Here is an 18,878-nt window from a genome sequence, read left to right as displayed (position 1 = left end):
AACTTATACATTGCTCATACTCCTCCGCTTCTTCTCCCAAAATTAGCTGATCAGCTATTTTCAATTTACCAAAAATAGAAAAGAAAAAAATCAGTATTTTCCGCCAATTTTTTGGCGAAAATCCGCCAATTTCTTCAAAATAAATGACAAAGTTTATTAAATGAAGTAGAATCTAGTAAAAAATAATGGAGGGGAAATCGCATGACTATTCGTACATTGCTTATTGATTCTGATCCTATCTATTTGCTTGGGTTGGAAAAATTGTTGGAAAACGAAAGTAACATAACAGTTATCGGTTCTGTTTCTTGTCTTGATTCACTAGATACTCTCATACATATACATGTACCAGACGTCATTGTAATAAATGTACACATGCACATAGCAAAAGCATTGGACTGGGTAAAAAATGTGAAGGAGACACATCCCACGATAAATATCATTATGCTATGTAACTATCCACCGCTCGCCTTATCTGCGTACGAAGCAGGTGTATCCGGCGTATTGTCAAAAGAAAAAGTTTCCACTCATTTAGTACATGTGATCCGATACAGCAACGAAGGAGAAAAACTTTTTTTAGCGGATAATGAAACTGCGTATTCAACAAAGCACGGTTTAACAAACATGGAAATCGATATATTACAAATGTTGGCAGACGATCAAACGAGTGCACAAATTAGCGAACTGCTAAATATAAGCAAACGAACATTTGAGCGTCACCTTTCTTCTATTTTCGAAAAATTAGGGGTCTTGTCACGAACAGGAGCGGTTGCCGAAGCGCTACGGTTACAACTCATAAAATGAAAGGTGCTAGTCGAAAAATCTAACTAGCACCTTTCATATTTACACCCACGAATACATCGACCGCACACCTGTTGCGGCTTCGATCGCCTGTTCTAAGTCTTCAATTAAATCGTCCACGTTTTCGATTCCGACTGATAAACGAATCATATCTTCCGTCACACCAGATGCTTGTAAATCTTCTCCGCTTAGTTGCTGATGCGTCGTGCTTGCTGGATGGATGATTAAACTTTTTGCATCGCCGACGTTGGCGACATGCGACCAAAGTTTAACGTTGTTAATCAATGTCGCTCCCGCCTCACGACCGCCTTGAATGCCAAATACAACGACTGCTCCTGCCCCTTTTGGCATATATTTTTTCGCTAGCTCTTTTGCTGGGTGATTGTCATGCTCAGGATATAACACCCAATTGACTGCTGGATGGTTGTCTAAATACTCAACAATTTTTCTCGTGTTGGCAATATGTTCTTTCATGCGTACGTGTAACGTTTCAAGCCCTAAATTAAACTGGAATGCGTTGAACGGGCTCATCGCTGGTCCTAAATCGCGCAATAGTTGCACGCGTGCTTTCACGATATACGCTGCTGCACCAATGTGTGCGTATACGAGGTTATGGTAGCTTGGATCTGGTGTCGTAAACGATGGAAACTTCGGCGAATTCCAATCAAAATTTCCGCCGTCGACAATGATACCACCTAGCGTCGTTCCGTTGCCAAGTAGCCATTTCGTCGCTGAATGAATAACGATATTTGCTCCGTGTTCAATCGGACGGCAAAGATAAGGCGTCGCAAACGTATTGTCAATAATGAGCGGAATGCCTGCTTCGTGAGCAATCTCAGCAACCGCTTCAATGTCTAACACATGCAAGCTCGGATTGCCGATCGTTTCGGCAAAAATGGCTTTCGTTTTCGGCGTAATGGCAGCGCGGAAATTTTCCGGATCGGTCGGGTCGACAAAATGTGTCGTGATGCCGTATTTCGGCAACGTATTTGCGAACAAATTGTACGTTCCTCCATATAACGTCGACGCAGAAACGATGTCATCCCCGGCTTGAGCGACGTTTAAAATCGCCATCGTAATCGCCGCCATTCCGCTCGCTACAGCTAAAGCTCCTACACCACCTTCGAGCTTAGCCACTCGTTCTTCAAATACAGTAACTGTCGGATTATGAATGCGTGTATAAATGTACCCCGCTTCTTTTAATGCAAATAAATTGGCCGCATGCTCCGTATTATCAAACAAATACGCATTGGACTGATAAATTGGCACCGCACGCGCTTTCGTTACTGGATCGGTTTGCAATCCGCCATGAACAGCAATCGTTTCAAATTTCATCGTTTCTCCCCCTGCACGAATAATTGTTGAATATTTTGAATTTTAACACGATAAAAATAACTCGTCAATGAACAAGATCGTACGGTTTAGCAAGAAAAAAGATCGACTCTAACAATAAAATGTGACGAAACGATGCTGTGACGGATAATTCATTTAAGCGAAGCTGTTGTTGGAGTTTTAACGAACCTTTTAATAATGACATCATCGCTTGTGCTGAACCACGAATCGTAATCATTCGCTCCGCATTTACCTCTTCAACACGACGAATGCCCTCTTTTGATATACACAATAATATTTGCTCATTTTCCCATTGTAATTGAATATATAAACAGTCACTCGGCAAAATCGGCGTTAACATGTTCATTCAACCGCCCCCGTCCCATATTTCTCATATCCATTGTTTCCATATGAAGACGAGTAGTTCCTGCTATAAACGGTCGACAAATGTCTTCTTTCCTCGTCAATTTCCCAAGAAATATGTCGAAAGCTGGCTTATTCAGCCAGCTTTCGCAACGTTTCGTATAAGTATGGAACCGAATGAAAGGCGTATATTTTTTGTACAAGTTCGCCATGTTGAAAAATAAGTAAACAAGGAACGCTTTCGATGCACCACTCAACCGCTTTGTCCGGCACATAGTTTAAATCTTGACGCTCAAATGTAACGGTTGGCAACAACTGTTCAAGTACATCAACCATTCGACTTGCCACTTGACATGTGCCGCATAATGGTGTGTACATATAGACAACTTTCACAACGATCACACAACTTTCTACAAATATTGTGCGTGTACATCAATGTTTGCACTTAATAATACAACCGCGATGTGATGCTTCGGAGCGGCTGCCACCTCACGATACATTTTATCAATATATAAATGCTCAGCATGAGGAAACTCTCGACGAAGTTGACGACGCAATTTTTCCCCTGCTTCATCGGAATCAACTAAAATGTACACATCTTTATCGTACAAAGCATCGATTAATTCATCAAGTTTGGTGGTGCTAAGCGTTCCATTTGTACATATAATTTCGACCGGTTCGCTAATGATGCTTTCAATTTTCCGCTTGTCGGAGCGCCCTTCGACAATAATCACTTTTTCTACTTCAACAATCGCCATCGTCATCACCTTGTACATTTATTTATGTATATTATATTCGTGATCGCACACTTTTTCCCCTTTTATCCCATAGAAAAGGACAGCGATGTCGCTGCCCTTAACACCAACCACCTTCTGTATCACAATCGACGTATTTTGCGTCTGGATTTTCAGTAACTGTCACGCTTTTCAATATGCGCCCATTTTGCTGTTCATATCCATGTTTCAACTTAAACTCATTCGTTTCTTGAACAAACTCCCCAATACATTCATTGTCATAAAATAGTTGAAAGCTACCATGTTCATTCAATTTACCGATGACGTGGTGTGTAATATCCATCGTTTTTTGTTTTAGCAAAAAAGACACCCCTGTTGTATAGGGTGCCCTGTAAGTTCTTTTTTAGTCTTCGTTAATCATTTGTTCATATTGTTCGGCAGTTAATAGGTTGTCCACTTCGCTTAGATCGCTTGGCTCAATGACAATCATCCACGCTTTATCGTATGGTGATTCGTTCACATACTCTGGGTTGTCGTTTAACTCTTCATTCACAGCTACTACTTTCCCACTAATTGGAGCATATAATTCAGATACAGTTTTTACTGATTCTACGCTACCAAATGGTTCGTTCGCTGTGAGTTGTGCCCCGACTTCTGGCAATTCAACGAATACGATATCGCCGAGCTCTGACTGAGCAAAATGCGTAATCCCGATACGAACCGTACTTCCTTCGACACGCACCCATTCATGTTCTTGTGAATAACGTAGCTCTTTTGGAATGTTCATCGTTTTCCCTCCAACATATCGTCTTCTTTTTCATCATACACGATTTTTAATATGATTTCACGATAATTTAAACATTTCGTGATATTTTTGTTCGTCAAATCCGACAATGACTTGTTCTCCGTTTGTGATGATTGGACGCTTCATTAACATCCCGTCTGATGACAACAATTGCAACATTTCTTCTTCTGTCATCGTCTTTAATTTGTCTTTTAACCCGAGTTCACGATACTTCATACCGCTCGTATTAAAAAATTTTTTTAAATCAAGCCCACTTTTTTCATATAGCGTCCGCAACTGCTCTTTTGATGGCGGCTGTTCAACGATATGTATAGCTTGTACAGAAATGTTGTTATCGTCTAGCCATTTTTTCGCCTTACGACACGTTCCGCATTTTGGATACCAATAAAATGTCAACATCTTCCCACCTCATCTATATATGATACGAAAGCAAAAGTACCAGACGATGCGTCTGGTACTCCCATTATTACACAACATATCGTTCAGCTTCAATTAATGCTTGTGCTGCTTCGCGTTTTTTCGCAATGACGTTCATTGGCGTGTGACGCGTTAACTTGCGCAATGCCGACAACATCATGCGCAACATGTCACCATGTTCAACAGCAACGATCGTTTCTTTTGCATGTGCTTCAATTTCATTAAACGCTTCTTGGCAGAAAATTTGTGTGTACAATACTTTTTGTTTATTTTTCTCAACACCCGATTGCGCAATTGCTTTTTCCGTACGCAAAAGAGCTGATTCCATCGCATATACGTTGCTGACAATGTCTGCGATATTGACGAGCACCTCTTGTTCTTTTTCAAGTTTCGGACCAAACTTTTGAGCAGCTAATCCTGCGATCATTAAAGCGATTTTTTTCGCATTACGAACAAGATATTTTTCTTGTTCAAGCACGCCATCGCCAACCTCTTCAGGCATAAGCATCATGAGCTCTTCTTGTAATTGTTGTGCTTTTTGTAAAAGAGGTAACTCGCCTTTCATCGCCTTGCGCAAATACATGCCTGGTACAAGGAGGCGGTTAATTTCGTTCGTTCCTTCAAAAATACGGTTAATACGTGAATCACGATACATGCGCTCAATTTCGTATTCTTGCATGAATCCGTATCCGCCGTGAATTTGTACCCCTTCATCTACAACGTAGTCAAGCATTTCCGTAGCAAATACTTTATTCAATGAACATTCAATGGCATATTCCGCAATCGCTTTTGCTGTTTCTTTTCCGTCTTTTGCTTGCTCATCTGTTAGCTGCCCCATACGCGCTTCAAATAAACCGACTGTACGGTAAACGGAGCTTTCTGCCGCATACAATTTGGATGCCATCGTCGCCAATTTTTCTTGTGTTAATGAAAACTTTGAAATTGGTGTTTTAAATTGTTGGCGTTGATTTGCGTATTGAATTGTCACCTCAAGGGCACGTTTTGCTCCCCCAACGGCACCGACACCAAGCTTATAACGGCCGATGTTTAAAATGTTAAAGGCGATGATGTGGCCTTTGCCGATTTCGCCAAGCACGTTTTCTTTCGGAACGAGCGCATCTTGTAAAATTAATGTGCGCGTCGATGAGCTTTTAATGCCCATTTTCTTTTCTTCCGCTCCTGTCGATACGCCAGGGAAATCGCGCTCAACGATAAATGCTGTGAAATGCTCACCATCGACTTTCGCGTAGACGACGAATACATCAGCAAACCCAGCGTTCGTAATCCATTGTTTTTCCCCATTTAAAATGTAATGCGTACCTTCCGCATTCAGTTTTGCTGTCGTTTTCGCACCGAGTGCATCCGAACCAGAGCCTGGTTCTGTTAACGCATAAGCAGCAATTTTCTCACCTGTCGCAAGCGCTGGTAAATATTTTTGCTTTTGCTCTTCTGTTCCGAACAAGACGATCGGAAGTGAGCCAATCCCAACGTGCGCACCGTGTGAAATCGAGAAACCGCCTGCGCGCGCCATTTTTTCAGCAATTAATGCCGAGCTAATTTTATCTAAACTTAATCCGCCGTATTCTTCCGGCACATCTGCGCCAAGCAATCCGAGTTCACCTGCTTGCTTTAAAAGAGCTACCGAGCGATCAAACTCATGGTTTTCTAGATGTTCTAGTTGCGGCAACACTTCATTAACGACAAATTCTTCTGTCGTTTTTGCAATCATTTTTTGTTCGTCTGTAAAATCTTCTGGTGTAAACACTTGAGTTGGTGACACATCTTCAATTAAAAAGCTACCACCTTGTGCAATTTGTAATGCTTTTTCCATCGTTTTCTCCCCCTCTTATAATAATTCAAATACGCCAGCAGCACCCATACCGCCGCCAATGCACATCGTGACAATACCAAATTGTTCGTTGCGACGACGCATTTCATGTAAAAGCGTCAACGTTAACTTCGCTCCTGTACAACCGAGCGGGTGACCAAGGGCAATAGCCCCTCCGTTCACGTTTACCTTTTCTTCATCTAATCCAAGTTCGCGAATGACTTGAATGGCCTGTGATGCGAACGCCTCGTTTAGTTCAATTAAGCCGATATCAGAAAGCTCAAGCCCTGCAAGCTCAAGTGCTTTTGGAATGGCCGCAATTGGACCAATACCCATCACTTCAGGTGGGACACCTGCCACAGCAAATGAGCGGAATTTGCCAAGCGGTTGTAAACCGAGCGCTTTCGCCTTTTCATGATCCATCACCATCACTGCTGCTGCTCCATCGCTCGTTTGCGATGCATTTCCCGCTGTTACTGTTCCGTTGACGGAAAAAGCCGGACGTAACTTCGCGAGCGTTTCCATGTTTGTATCTGGGCGAACCCCTTCATCTTGACTAAACGTGACCTTTTTTTCTACTAATTTATTATTTTCGATGTGACGGACAGTCACTTCGACCGGCACAATTTCGTCGACAAATTTTCCTTCTGCGATCGCTTTTGCTGCTCTTTGATGACTGCGAACAGCAAACGCATCTTGCTCTTCACGCGTCACTCCGTATTTCATTGCTACTTGCTCGGCTGTATGCCCCATCGACATATAATATTCTGGCGCGCTTTCTGCGAGCTTCACATTTGGGCGCACAACATGCCCCATCATCGGAACCATGCTCATCGACTCCACGCCACCAGCAATAATCGTATCTGCATGCCCAAGCATAATTCGCTCTGCCGCATAAGCGATCGCTTGCAAGCCCGATGAACAATAACGGTTAATTGTAATTGCTGGCACCGTATACGGTAACCCAGCAAGCGCACCAATGTTGCGCGCAATATTTAACCCTTGTTCTGCCTCTGGCATGGCACAACCGATAATGAGATCATCAATGTTTCCTTCATAATTTCCTGCTCGTTTCAACGTTTCTTTAACAACGATCGCCCCTAAATCATCTGGGCGGACGTTCGCTAACGTCCCTTTTTTCGCTTTGCCGACAGGCGTGCGCGCCCCGGCAACGATGACCGCTTCTTTCACTTCAATCCCCCCTTAGTTTCTTAACGGCTTTCCTTTGAGAAGCATATGTTGCATGCGCGCTTGCGTTTTCGGTTCACCGACAAGACTTAAAAATGCTTCGCGCTCTAAATCAAGCAAATATTGTTCGTCCACTTCTGTTCCGTACGGCACACTTCCACCAGCGATGACGTATGCAAGCTTTTTCGCAATTTTTAAATCATGCTCCGAAATATAGCCTGAATGATACATGCCTTGAGCGCCAAGCAACAACGTTGCATAACCTGTTTCTCCGACAACCGGAATTTTTTTGCGCACCGGCGGTTTGTATCCGCTCTCATATAGCGCTAACACCGCTTGTTTTGCATCATAAATGAGATGATCGCTGTTGATGGAAATACCGTCTTGTGCATTTAAGAAATTCAATTCGCGCGCTTCTGCTGCCGATGTCGACACTTTCGCCATCGCAATCGTTTCAAACACTTTATTTGCAACCTTTTGTAAATCAAATTCCACACCGTTTGGCATGCCACTTAAATGTTTAATGTATAGCTCTTTATTTCCACCGCCACCTGGAATAAGGCCGACGCCGACCTCAACAAGCCCCATGTACGTTTCTGCAGCTGCTTGAATGCGCGAGGCTGGCAAGCAAATTTCTGTTCCACCGCCAAGCGTCATCGCAAATGGCGCAACGACGACAGGTTTCGAGCTATATTTTATGTTCATCATCGCTTGTTGGAATTGACGAACGACCATTTCAATTTCAAAATAGTTATCGTCTTGCGCCTCCATTAAGATCATCGCAAGATTCGCACCGACGCAAAAGTTTTTCCCTTGATTTCCGATGACAAGCCCTTTATAGTTCCGATCGACTTCTTCTAACGCATAGTTAATCATTTGTACAATGTCAAAGCCAATGGCGTTGTTTGGCGAATGAAATTCAAGTAATGCCACATCATCGCCAAGGTCAATCAAACTTGCGCCGCTATTTTTCTTAATAACCCCTTTTTGCTCTTTTAAGCGCTGAATGTGAATGACTTTTTCGTTTTCTTCAACCGGCTTGTATTGTCCGCGATCGTAATATGATACGCGCCCGTGTTCACGCTTGTAAAACGTTTCGTGTCCGCTCGCAAGCATATCTTCTACCCACGATGGTACTTGACGACCTTCCGCCTTCATTTTTTCAACAGACTGTTTCACACCGATCGCATCCCACGTTTCAAAAGGACCAAGCTCCCAACCAAAGCCCCATTTCATCGCGCGGTCAATGGCTACGATGTCATCTGCGATTTCTCCAAGTAACTCGGCAGAATATAGTAACGTCGGGCTTAAAATGTTCCAAAGTAATTGCCCCGCCCGGTCATTCGCATATACAAGCGCTTTCAATTTATTGGCTGTTCCTTTTGCTTGTTTGCTCATTTCAACAGACGGTGCCTTTAATTTTTTCGTCGGTTCATACTCAAGCGTTTCGTAATTTAATTCAAAAATGTCTTTTCCTTTTTTATAAAAAAATCCTTGACCTGATTTGCTACCAAGCCACCCTTTTTCCACCATCGTTTTCATAAAAGATGGAACAGCAAATACTTCTTTTTCTTCACCTTCTACTTTTTCAAACACGTTGTTGGCAACGTGAATAAACGTATCTAAACCAACGACATCAAGCGTGCGGAACGTCGCACTTTTCGGACGGCCGATTAATGGACCTGTTACAGAGTCAACTTCACCAACGCTATAACCGCCTTTCATCATTTCACGTACCGTCACAAGCAAGCCGTACGTACCGATCCGATTGGCGATAAAGTTTGGCGTATCTTTCGCAAGAACGACCCCTTTACCGAGCACGTTTTCACCAAATTGTTTCATAAACGCCACAACTGCCGGATCAGTATGTTTTGTCGGAATGACTTCTAATAGTTTTAAATAGCGCGGCGGATTAAAAAAGTGCGTGCCTAAAAAGTGCTTTTTAAAATCTTCCGATCGTCCTTCTGCCATCGCTTCGATGGAAATGCCTGACGTGTTTGAGCTGACGATACTTCCTTGCTTTCTGACTTCATCCACTTTTTCAAACACACTTTTTTTCACATCAAGCCGTTCAACAACGACTTCAATAATCCAATCGCATTCTGCTAAGCGATGAAAGTCGTCTTCAAAGTTACCGACTTCGATCAATGCTAAATTGGCTTTTGACATAAGCGGTGCTGGCTTTTGTTTCAACAAACGCTCCACCGCTTGATTAACGATGCGATTGCGTACTTGTTTATGTTCAAGCGTCCATCCTTTTGCTTGTTCTTCGGCTGTCAACTCTTTCGGTACAATGTCTAACAACAATGTCGGAATGCCGACGTTCGCTAAATGTGCCGCAATTCCCGATCCCATGACACCAGAACCGAGAACAGCTGCTTTTTTAATTCGCATGCTCCTTCCCCCTTATCCGAATTGAATGAATGGTCATTCATTTTTCTTTATCTTAAATATAAATTATATTTCAAATTTTCGCAACAAATAAATGTAGTGAATTTTGTCAACGATTCAGGAAATGATACAAAAGGAGGTGAGTTTACGATGAAAATGAAAAAAGACCCGTCTAAAGCAGGTGTGAGTGCCGCAAGTGTAAAAGGAAATGCCGGCCCGACGGTAGAACGTGATGGAGGCGGAAAGAAAACGAGCCAAAATCAACAATATGGAAAAGAAAATATGGGAAATGAATAAAGGTGGGGGATGCCCACCTTTATTTTTTGAATATGCCTTTTAACACAAACGCCACATTGGCTGGACGTTCCGCTAGACGACGCATAAAATAGCCATACCAATCCGTTCCGTATGGAACATAGACGCGCATCGTATAGCCTTCGCGCACTAATTGTTCTTGTCGTTCTGGACGAATGCCGTATAACATTTGGAACTCAAATTGATTGTTTGGAATATTGTGCTCTTTTACCAATTGTTTCGTATATTCGATAATCGCATCATCGTGCGTAGCAACAGCTGTATAGTTACCATTTAACAAATGCATTTTAATTATTTTTTTAAAGTTTTCATCTACATCTTTTTTGTCTGGAAAAGCGACTTCCGACGACTCTTTATACGCACCTTTCACAAGGCGCAAGTTCGGATGATATGCATTTAAATCTTCAATATCTTTTTCTGTCCGATACAAATATGCTTGTAGTACCGTCCCGACATTGTCATACTCTTTTTTCAACTGTTTAAAAATATCAATCGTTTTTTGACAACGAGAATAATCTTCCATATCAATCGTAACAAATACGCCATGTATTTTTGCTTCATCTAAAATACGGCGCATATTTTTCATCACAAGTTCATCGGAAATGTCTAGTCCCATCGATGTCATTTTTAGTGATAGTTGAGAATTTAATTGATTGGCGCCAATCGCACGAATCGCCTCAATCGAATGGTTCGCCATTTCATTGGCCTCTTGTTCATTATCAACAAATTCCCCTAAATAATCGATCGTGACCGCTAGTCCTTTACGATTGAGTTCTTTAATGACTTCCACTGCCCGTTCAATTGTTTCTCCCGCTACAAAACGCGACGCACCGAAACGAAGACCGTACCGTTTCGCCAATTTTGTTAACGTTTTATTTTTTGACAAAAATAAGAAAAAGTCGCGCATCAATTGCTCCATCGTTGATTACCCCCTTTGCAAGCGCATCCACCCGTATTGTAACACGTTTTCATTAGCTTGAATATGTTTTTGTCGAATAATCATATTTTTTGTCTACATACGTATAACTATACAGCACGTGGGTAATATACAGTCGAACATGATTTTATATGGAGGGATGATCATGCAACAGCAAATAAACATGCATCAACATGGAATGATGGCTCAACCGCCTGAAATGATTTCAACAAAAGACGCTCTTTATTTAACGGATGCGCTCTCATGGAATTTGCTTGCGATGAAAAAAGCACATTTTTTCGCTTCACAATGTCAAGATCAAGAAATTAAACAAGCGATTGAACGTGTCGGACAAATGCACCAGCGCCATTATCAACAGCTTTTACATCAATTGCAACCATCTGCCCACGTGCAATAAAGGAGGACATGACATGAAGGTGCAAAATCCTGAAACACAAATTCCAAAAACGCCACAAATGAACGATCGCGATTTTATTAATGATATGTTATCGACTGAAAAATATATGACAGACAGTTATTGTACGTTTTTAAACGAAGCAAGTCATCAACATTTGTATGACGAAATTTTGCATATGTTTACCGAAACACAAAACTGTCAACGTGAATTGTACAACTTAATGTTCAAAAAAGGGTGGTATGCGCTTGAACAAGCGGACCAACAAAAACTGCAACAATCGTATCAGCAATTTCAAGGATATGCGAGCCAATTTCCATACAACAATATGATGCAATGAGAAAAGCCGGCTGCTTATGCAGTCGGTTTTTTTGTATAATGAGGAAAAATGCTTTAGAAATGAGGGATTAGTATGTTCCAACAAAAACAAACGTATGAGCTCGTTCCAGGAGATATTCTTTTACATCCTTTATATCGTCCCGACGGATTATTATTCGTACAAAAACATAAAAAGTTAAGCGAATCGATTATTGAACATATAAAAAAGCAGTTCCCTCGCGACTTTCCATTTCTCGTTGTATCATCTGAACCACAGCTGAACGAGTTTATGCTTGCTGGCGAACATACAAGTCGTGCTTTTATAGAAGCTATGAAACAACTTATTGACATACATAAACAATTTATTCAAGTTCCAATTACGGCAGCGATATATGATATAGAGATAGCAGAAGAAACAAATGTACAGCCGATCTTTTTATCCGAATTAAACATCTTCGCGCCTACATGGGGATTAATTGAAAAAACATTAGATTCTACTCGTCTACTACGGCGAGCAAAAGAGATGGATGAACGGCTAAATCTTATCATTTCAAAAGATAAAGAAATTTTAAATTTATATCAAAAAATAAAACGATATCATGACGTACTAGCCATTCATAGCATTAACACGACATCTATCGCTTTAATGATCGGCTTAACTTTAGAACTGCGTGACGAAGATTTAATCAATCTTTGTCTAGCGACATTATTTGCAGATATCGGTTTTACAGAAGTCCCTAAAGAACAATTTGTTGTGTACTTAAACAATGAAAGAGCAAACAAAGAGTTAATTCAATTACATCTCAAACATTCCATCGAGCTTATTTCAACATCAACATATTGCCGACAGAAGGAAATTATTTACGGAATTCTTGATCATCATGAACATTTTGATGGCGTCCATTCACCGAACAAAAAATCAGGGGAATCGATTCATTTATACGGTCGCATCATCGCCATTGCGCAATATTATGATGAACTTGTCGGCGGATATATTGGTGAAAAGAGTTACACATCATTCGAAGCTTTAGAAGCAGTATGGAACGAACGGGGGAAAAAATTAGACCCGCACATTTTGCGTATTTTTTTAGATAAAACAACTTTATATAAAGTTGGACAATTGATCCAAATCCGTCCGTACGAGTGGGCAACGATCATTGGATTTACAGACTACATTCATACTCCATTACGCCCTATCGTTCAAAAACATGATGGAACAGCGATTGATTTATCACGAAAACGATAAGTCGCCCAACCATTGGACAAACGCCTTGCATATCGTATAAATGTAATGATGAATTTTAGAGGAGGGATGGCTCAATGTATGGTCGCAGACCGTTTTTCGGCTTTTTTGGTGCACCGTTTTTCGGGGGCTTTTTAGGCGGATTGCTCGGTAGTGCATTAACGCCTTATCCATTTTATCCGCCACGCCCACATTACTACCCACCGCGTCCGTATCCGTTTTATCCGTATGGCGGATGGTATTATTAAATAAAGCTAAGGAGCACTAGCTCCCTAGCTTTTTTTCTATGCTTGAAAAGAAAGGGCGACTTCATATGAAAACATTTCATTTCCAAGCACATAGTCAGGACGATCTTTAGACTTATGTTCATGCGCTTTACGAAATGCTTCACTTTTTGTCCAAGCCTCAAAACATTCTTTATTTTCCCACGTAGTGCATACACGTACTTCATCGTGATCTTCAAGCCCTTGTGTAATATGCAATTCTAAGCGAATAAACCCTGGTGATTGCTCAATACCTTTTCTTTCTTTAAATCGCTCAACTAACTGTGGAGCATATCCTTTTTTTACACGAATTGCATTTGTAACAACGTACATCTTTCATCTCTCCTTTTTTATTTTTTTGAAATGACAAAAGGATCAGCTGTGATTTTTTTCTGTGCATATTCAATTGCATATACAACAGATTGTTCCTGATCCGTTTGTAAGATCATTGGCACTGTAATCGTAGCCATTGTTCGATCATCACTTAACGCAATCGTTAACGGCTGAACAACTTGCTCTTCTCCTTTATTAATCGCCATCGTGATCTTCATATCTGTAACGATTAAAGAAGACACTGGAATATCGAAATATAATGTAAGTGTGCCGTTTGTTGCTTCAACATAATCTAACTCGGCTACAGGGGGAGTAATTAAATCGTTATATACTTCTAATAAATTGTGATACTCATTTGTTAAATCTGCTCGGAACGTATCCGATAGCTTTGATAACAATCCCTTCACTACATCAAGCTCTTTTTTCGCTTCGGCAACCTTCCCGTCTTCGAGATATTCATTCGCTTTTAATAATTGCTCGTATACTTTCACATCATTTGCATATTTATCATAGAGCGCTTTACTTTTTGAAAATTCCTCTAAAAGCAGTTTCTGAACATTCGTTTCGAATACATGGTTATATACGCGAAGCTGACGACTTTGCACGTATACTTGCAGCTGTTTATGTGCTGCTTGCAACGCATCCATATCTTCATCAACAATGGCTTGCTCCAAAGCCATTCTCATCTTTTTAGATCCTTCAAACACAATAGAAGCATTCAAATACGGAATGACTCGTTTAGCCATATACGCTTTATACGTACCGTCTAACTCACTCATATATTTTTTCTTCTCTTTCCCAGCGGACTTTTGAACAGCTTGTTTCGCTTGTACATATAACTGATGTGCCTTTTTATACTCAGCTAAAACGGTCGCATGTGGCGGGATGCTCCCTTTTTTTTGAACATATGCTGTATACGTTGTATGGGCTTTTTTCATTTGCGTTTTCGCTTTGTTGACGATTGTTACTACATTCGTTTTCGCTTCTGAAACAATTGGTTGAAAAGAAAGAAGCAAACTAAAAAAGATAAAACCGATGACCGTCATATTTATAAATTGTTTCGTACTCATTGCCCCTCAAGTCTCCCTTCTTCACTTTTATCCACAATTACATGCGTAAAGCGTTCACCGTTTAAATTGACATCAAACGCTTGCCCAAAACCAACAACGTAACGTCCCTCCATCGGAGTAAGTTGAAAAAGCGAAAAATCAATACTTCGCAATAAACGAATCATCGGCTTGCCATGAATGTGCTCAAACTTAGCAAAAATATGATCATTTCCGTTATTGCCAATGTGAGTTGGCTTGCACGTGAATCGAACGCGCTCTCGTGCAAACAAATTGATTGATGCTGCTTCATCGGCAATCAACAATACCGAAACTCGCTCATTACGTTCAATATATTGAAAATGTTCAGCCGTCCGGCTAATAAAAATGTAAAAATGACTTTCATCCATCACAAAGGGAGCATAACTAATAAACGGCTCGTCATGTTCATCTATTGTACTGATCATCATTGTTTTACATTGTTTCACAAACTGCACATAGCGCTCTCTTTTTTTCTCTTCCAATGTTTTCTCACCTTTCCTACGTTAAGCATGACATGTGACACGTTTTTCGAATCGGAATAAAAAACGGCTTATCCCCTTCATAGCGAATATCTACGTCAATGCCAAATATATCTTGAAACATTTGCTTACAAATTACACATTGCGTGCGATCATCATATTGAATTTTCCCGTCTTTCATAACAATCATTCGATCGCTATATTGTGCAGCTTGATTAATGTCATGTAAAACCATGACGACTGTCATTCCTAATTGTTCATTTAACATTCGGATGAGCTCCATCACTTCCAACTGGTGTGAAATATCCAAATATGTTGTCGGTTCATCAAGCAATAGCACTTCAGGTCGTTGCGCCAGCGCCATCGCAATCCATGCACGCTGACGCTCTCCTCCGGACAAAGAATGTAAGAAGCGATATTCATACGATTGCAAGCTTGTCATTTCTAATGCCCAACGAATAACTTGTTCGTCTTCGTTGTTTAACGATTGAAACCAACCTTTATGAGGGTTTCTCCCAAATTCAACAAGCTCCCGAACCGTCATATCCAATTGATGATTGTTCGTTTGTGGCAACATCGCCATTTTTTTAGCGATCGCTTTGCGACTTAACGTATGAATTTCACTTCCATCTAGTAAAACTGTGCCACCGATTGGCTTTAATACATAGGAAAGAAGGCGAAGAAGGGTCGATTTCCCAGAACCATTCGGTCCAATCAAACTGACGATTTCTCCTTTTTGAATGTCAATGTGAACATTTTCGATTGAAAAATGATCGGAATGTTGATATGTGACTTGTTTAGCCGAAAGCACGCACATTCCCCCTTTTATGGAGAATATATAAAAAGAATGGACCACCTAAAAATGACAGTAATAAACCAACTGGTAGTTCAATGGGATCAAACCAACTGCGCGCAATTGTATCAGCAAACACGAGAAACGCCCCGCCGCCTAATGCTGATAACGGCAACACAAATCGATCATCACTTCCAACAATTAGTCGAATTATGTGTGGAACGACAAGACCAATGAAACCAATTAATCCAGAAACACTAACAGCAATACCTGTTAAAAATGTACTAATGACAATTAAAAGGAAACGAGAACGTTCAACATGATGCCCTAAAAGTTTCGCCACCTCATCTCCTAAATGGAGAATGCGGATATGGCGAATAGCAAGGATCGACAAAATAAAGCCTGGGATGCTGTAAAACACAAGCAACTTCGCCTGCTCCATTGTCGCTCCTGAAATGACGCCTGCCATCCAAGGAAGAACAGCTTGCACGCGATCGCTGTACAGCAACATAATGGCGCTCATCGTTGCTCCAATAATCGCATTAATAGCAACCCCAACTAAAATAATTCTTGCAATTGATGAACCACCTTGCCACGCTAGAGCATAAATAAGCATCGCTGTGACAAATCCTCCAACAAACGCGACAAGGGGCAACAGCACGATATATTGTGGCAATACAATTGTAATAATCACAGCCATTAAAGCCGCTCCTGACGATACGCCAATAATACCGGGATCAGCGAGCGGATTTTTCATCACCCCTTGCATAATTGTTCCTGAAACAGCTAAACACATACCGACAATTAAACCAACGATCGTCCTCGGCAATCGTAGATCCCATACGATCGTATAAAACATGGAATCCTTTTCCCCTGTAAGCCCTTCCCAAACTTCATGCAACTGTAGCTTCACACTTCCTGTAATGACAGAATATAAACATACAAATACGATCGAGATGAGAAGGAAAACGAACGTCCATACCCTTCTTTTCGCATAAGGATGTTTTCTTTCTCGTATTTCGCTAAGAAGCGTTTCCATGATTTCATCCCTCATCTATGACTTTTTCATTTTCGCTCTCACTTTTAATAACTCTTTATTCATATGGTCTAATGCATCAGTAATTTTCACACCAGGGCTTGCTGCAAATAGTTCACTCGGTAAAAATACAACATTTTTATTTTTTACGGCATTTAAATTGCGCCATGAACTTGTTGACATTAATTTAATCATTGCTTTTTTTGTTTCTGCATGGTTTGCATGTGTAATCATGAAAATGACATCGGGATTGCTGGCGATAATACGTTCTGTACTTAAGTTGGCGTAACCCGGAAAATCTTTCAGTTGTGAGAAGCTTGCTGCAATATTTTCTCCACCCGCTTTTACTAATACATCACCAGAAAATGATGTTGGTAAAGCAACGAGGGAACTAGCGCCTGAACCGAATAAAATGACAGCACGTACCTTTGTCTTTGTTTTGCTATATTTTTTTACTTTGCTATCAATCTTTCCAACTAACACTTTCGCTTTTTGCGCTTTGTTAAACAACTTTCCTAATAATGTAATGGTTAATTTAATATCATTAACGGAACTACCAGAAGTGATAACGACTTTCAATCCCAATGATTCTGCTTTTTGAATATGTCCTAAAAAAGATGTACTTGCAATAACGACATCTGGTTGTAAACTAACGATTTTTTCAAAGTTTGGTTGATGAATGTTTCCTACCTGTGGTACTGATTGCAAGCTCGCATCAACAGGCGTCGCAGAGGTTGGTCTCCCAATCACTTGTACACCGAGCGCTTGAAGCGTATGTAAATCCCCAGGGCTTAATACGACGACACGTTGTGGTGTGCGATCAAACGTCACCGTTCGCCCTGCTAAATCTTTAATTGTTATGCGTGTTGATGCTTCAGCCGTTCCGCCTGTAAAGGTAAATAAACCGATAAGCAAACATAGCGACAACATATAAGAAAGCAACTTCCTCATTTTTTCTTCTCCTTTCTTTTTAATGATTATCATTATCATTTGCAAGTAATATGATAATGATATTGATAATCTTTGTCAATTATTTTTTGTATTTTAAAGGTATAAACGATAAAAACACACGTAATTTCTAAATCAAAAATAAAAAAACGACCGCGTATGCAGTCGCTTTTATCGTGACTAAATATTATGGAGACGGTGGAAGTAAAACTTCCCCCTACAAACCTTGATTTTTTCAAAGTTTATAGGCTTTCAATTTCCTTAGCGTGCAAAATTTATGCAAAATTATTTTTGGCCGCTGTTTCGTGCAAAAAGGCGGAGCGATCCGCCTTCTTCTCTACTCTGCTGCGTCCTGTATTTTTCTAGAACATCCCGAAAACTTACACACCACCATTGTTGACGAATGTCTCCTACCACATACACTTAGAAATGAGAGTTTTTCAAAAAACGAAGATGATTAAATTTTTCTCGTTTTATTTTCTGGAGTACCTATGGTCACTTGGCCATCATGGAAAAATTCGATTATATACTCTCCATTTGTACAAAGGATAAAGGTATCTGATCCCACAGCAACCACATCATCGATTGCATTTAGAACTTTTTCCAATTTTGTCTGAATGCCAGGACAATAAGAATAGTTCCATAATACTATCACATCTTTATCATTCATTCCCTTTTGTCGTACCCAGTCTGTGATTTCTGATAAATATGTTATTTCTTTTCTTTCAGATACTTTTTCCCAATCAATCCTTCCCCAAGGTAAAATAGGGAATAATGTACACAAATAATCAAAATATTTTTCAGTTTCCTCGTTCGATAAAATCCTCAAATGATCATCCCCAATTGCATGAACACACTCTTCAAATAGTGTCATT

General features: G+C 40.6%; 24 protein-coding genes. 6 read left to right on the top strand and 18 right to left on the bottom strand.

The features are described 5' to 3' along the window. Positions 1-201 precede the first annotated feature (201 nt). Complete coding sequence (locus HNQ82_RS11630; RefSeq protein ID WP_183249790.1) at positions 202-801, top strand: response regulator transcription factor; 600 nt, start codon at positions 202-204, stop codon at positions 799-801. Between the two features lie 39 nt (positions 802-840). Here HNQ82_RS11630 and HNQ82_RS11625 read toward each other — a convergent pair whose 3' ends face one another. From HNQ82_RS11625 to HNQ82_RS11580, 10 genes are all read right to left on the bottom strand, one after another. Next, positions 841-2,133, bottom strand: coding sequence for an O-acetylhomoserine aminocarboxypropyltransferase/cysteine synthase family protein (locus HNQ82_RS11625; RefSeq protein WP_183249788.1), 1,293 nt, complete (start codon positions 2,131-2,133; stop codon positions 841-843). Positions 2,134-2,197: 64 nt separating this feature from the next. Next, positions 2,198-2,497 carry a sterol-binding protein gene (locus HNQ82_RS11620; protein ID WP_183249786.1) on the bottom strand — a complete coding sequence of 100 codons (300 nt, stop codon included), beginning with the start codon at positions 2,495-2,497 and terminating at the stop codon, positions 2,198-2,200. 128 nt (positions 2,498-2,625) lie between these two features. After that, positions 2,626-2,895, bottom strand: a complete 270-nt coding sequence (locus HNQ82_RS11615; protein ID WP_032101141.1) for a thioredoxin family protein — start codon at positions 2,893-2,895, stop codon at positions 2,626-2,628. 8 nt (positions 2,896-2,903) lie between these two features. Beyond that, a complete protein-coding gene (locus tag HNQ82_RS11610; protein WP_032101142.1) occupies positions 2,904-3,251 on the bottom strand; it encodes a toprim domain-containing protein in 348 nt (115 codons plus the stop codon). Positions 3,252-3,348: 97 nt separating this feature from the next. Then, positions 3,349-3,597: a YusG family protein gene (locus tag HNQ82_RS11605; RefSeq protein ID WP_343053490.1), complete on the bottom strand. Its 249-nt coding sequence runs from the start codon at positions 3,595-3,597 to the stop codon at positions 3,349-3,351. A 33-nt stretch (positions 3,598-3,630) separates the two neighbouring features. After that, on the bottom strand, positions 3,631-4,014 hold the full coding sequence (gcvH, locus tag HNQ82_RS11600; protein ID WP_183249784.1) for a glycine cleavage system protein GcvH: 384 nt from the start codon (positions 4,012-4,014) through the stop codon (positions 3,631-3,633). Positions 4,015-4,071: 57 nt separating this feature from the next. Further along, positions 4,072-4,431 carry an arsenate reductase family protein gene (locus HNQ82_RS11595; RefSeq protein ID WP_183249782.1) on the bottom strand — a complete coding sequence of 120 codons (360 nt, stop codon included), beginning with the start codon at positions 4,429-4,431 and terminating at the stop codon, positions 4,072-4,074. A gap of 67 nt (positions 4,432-4,498) precedes the next feature. Then, positions 4,499-6,280: an acyl-CoA dehydrogenase family protein gene (locus tag HNQ82_RS11590; protein ID WP_183249780.1), complete on the bottom strand. Its 1,782-nt coding sequence runs from the start codon at positions 6,278-6,280 to the stop codon at positions 4,499-4,501. Between the two features lie 15 nt (positions 6,281-6,295). Beyond that, complete coding sequence (locus HNQ82_RS11585; RefSeq protein ID WP_183249778.1) at positions 6,296-7,468, bottom strand: acetyl-CoA C-acetyltransferase; 1,173 nt, start codon at positions 7,466-7,468, stop codon at positions 6,296-6,298. Between the two features lie 12 nt (positions 7,469-7,480). Continuing rightward, on the bottom strand, positions 7,481-9,859 hold the full coding sequence (locus HNQ82_RS11580) for a 3-hydroxyacyl-CoA dehydrogenase/enoyl-CoA hydratase family protein (protein WP_183249776.1): 2,379 nt from the start codon (positions 9,857-9,859) through the stop codon (positions 7,481-7,483). A gap of 147 nt (positions 9,860-10,006) precedes the next feature. On the opposite strand from HNQ82_RS11580, the gene HNQ82_RS11575 reads away from it, so the two are divergent. After that, positions 10,007-10,153: a YuzL family protein gene (locus HNQ82_RS11575; RefSeq protein WP_183249773.1), complete on the top strand. Its 147-nt coding sequence runs from the start codon at positions 10,007-10,009 to the stop codon at positions 10,151-10,153. A 19-nt stretch (positions 10,154-10,172) separates the two neighbouring features. Here HNQ82_RS11575 and HNQ82_RS11570 read toward each other — a convergent pair whose 3' ends face one another. After that, on the bottom strand, positions 10,173-11,090 hold the full coding sequence (locus HNQ82_RS11570; RefSeq protein WP_183249770.1) for a proline dehydrogenase family protein: 918 nt from the start codon (positions 11,088-11,090) through the stop codon (positions 10,173-10,175). A gap of 163 nt (positions 11,091-11,253) precedes the next feature. Between HNQ82_RS11570 and HNQ82_RS11565 the strand changes: the two genes are divergently transcribed. From HNQ82_RS11565 to HNQ82_RS11550, 4 genes are all read left to right on the top strand, one after another. Continuing rightward, positions 11,254-11,505 (top strand): hypothetical protein, encoded by a 252-nt coding sequence (locus HNQ82_RS11565; protein ID WP_183249768.1) that lies wholly within the window; start codon positions 11,254-11,256, stop codon positions 11,503-11,505. A 13-nt stretch (positions 11,506-11,518) separates the two neighbouring features. Beyond that, on the top strand, positions 11,519-11,842 hold the full coding sequence (locus HNQ82_RS11560; protein ID WP_055441481.1) for a spore coat protein: 324 nt from the start codon (positions 11,519-11,521) through the stop codon (positions 11,840-11,842). Positions 11,843-11,914: 72 nt separating this feature from the next. Further along, positions 11,915-13,066, top strand: a complete 1,152-nt coding sequence (locus HNQ82_RS11555) for an HD-GYP domain-containing protein (RefSeq protein ID WP_183249766.1) — start codon at positions 11,915-11,917, stop codon at positions 13,064-13,066. 74 nt (positions 13,067-13,140) lie between these two features. Further along, a complete protein-coding gene (locus HNQ82_RS11550) occupies positions 13,141-13,311 on the top strand; it encodes a hypothetical protein (protein ID WP_183249764.1) in 171 nt (56 codons plus the stop codon). Positions 13,312-13,347: 36 nt separating this feature from the next. Here HNQ82_RS11550 and HNQ82_RS11545 read toward each other — a convergent pair whose 3' ends face one another. From HNQ82_RS11545 to HNQ82_RS11515, 7 genes are all read right to left on the bottom strand, one after another. Continuing rightward, positions 13,348-13,659 (bottom strand): antibiotic biosynthesis monooxygenase, encoded by a 312-nt coding sequence (locus tag HNQ82_RS11545; RefSeq protein ID WP_183249762.1) that lies wholly within the window; start codon positions 13,657-13,659, stop codon positions 13,348-13,350. Between the two features lie 17 nt (positions 13,660-13,676). Continuing rightward, positions 13,677-14,729 carry a Surface layer protein gene (locus tag HNQ82_RS11540; protein WP_183249761.1) on the bottom strand — a complete coding sequence of 351 codons (1,053 nt, stop codon included), beginning with the start codon at positions 14,727-14,729 and terminating at the stop codon, positions 13,677-13,679. Continuing rightward, complete coding sequence (locus tag HNQ82_RS11535) at positions 14,726-15,229, bottom strand: HugZ family pyridoxamine 5'-phosphate oxidase (RefSeq protein WP_183249759.1); 504 nt, start codon at positions 15,227-15,229, stop codon at positions 14,726-14,728. Before HNQ82_RS11535 ends, HNQ82_RS11540 begins: the two co-directional genes overlap by 4 nt. A gap of 16 nt (positions 15,230-15,245) precedes the next feature. Next, positions 15,246-16,037 (bottom strand): ATP-binding cassette domain-containing protein, encoded by a 792-nt coding sequence (locus HNQ82_RS11530; RefSeq protein WP_183249757.1) that lies wholly within the window; start codon positions 16,035-16,037, stop codon positions 15,246-15,248. Continuing rightward, positions 16,024-17,058, bottom strand: a complete 1,035-nt coding sequence (locus HNQ82_RS11525; RefSeq protein ID WP_183249756.1) for a FecCD family ABC transporter permease — start codon at positions 17,056-17,058, stop codon at positions 16,024-16,026. The genes HNQ82_RS11530 and HNQ82_RS11525 overlap by 14 nt, the downstream gene beginning before the upstream one ends. Before the next feature lie 15 nt (positions 17,059-17,073). Further along, on the bottom strand, positions 17,074-18,006 hold the full coding sequence (locus HNQ82_RS11520; RefSeq protein ID WP_246349021.1) for an ABC transporter substrate-binding protein: 933 nt from the start codon (positions 18,004-18,006) through the stop codon (positions 17,074-17,076). 454 nt (positions 18,007-18,460) lie between these two features. Next, positions 18,461-18,877, bottom strand: a complete 417-nt coding sequence (locus tag HNQ82_RS11515) for a CDI toxin immunity protein (protein ID WP_081207656.1) — start codon at positions 18,875-18,877, stop codon at positions 18,461-18,463. Between the last annotated feature and the right edge of the window lies 1 nt (position 18,878).

Origin of the sequence: Anoxybacillus tengchongensis, assembly GCF_014201585.1 — a bacterium.
Classification (GTDB): Bacteria; Bacillota; Bacilli; order Bacillales; family Anoxybacillaceae; genus Anoxybacillus; species Anoxybacillus tengchongensis.
Note: the sequence above shows the minus strand (reverse complement) of the source record. Positions and strands in the feature narration are given on the sequence as shown.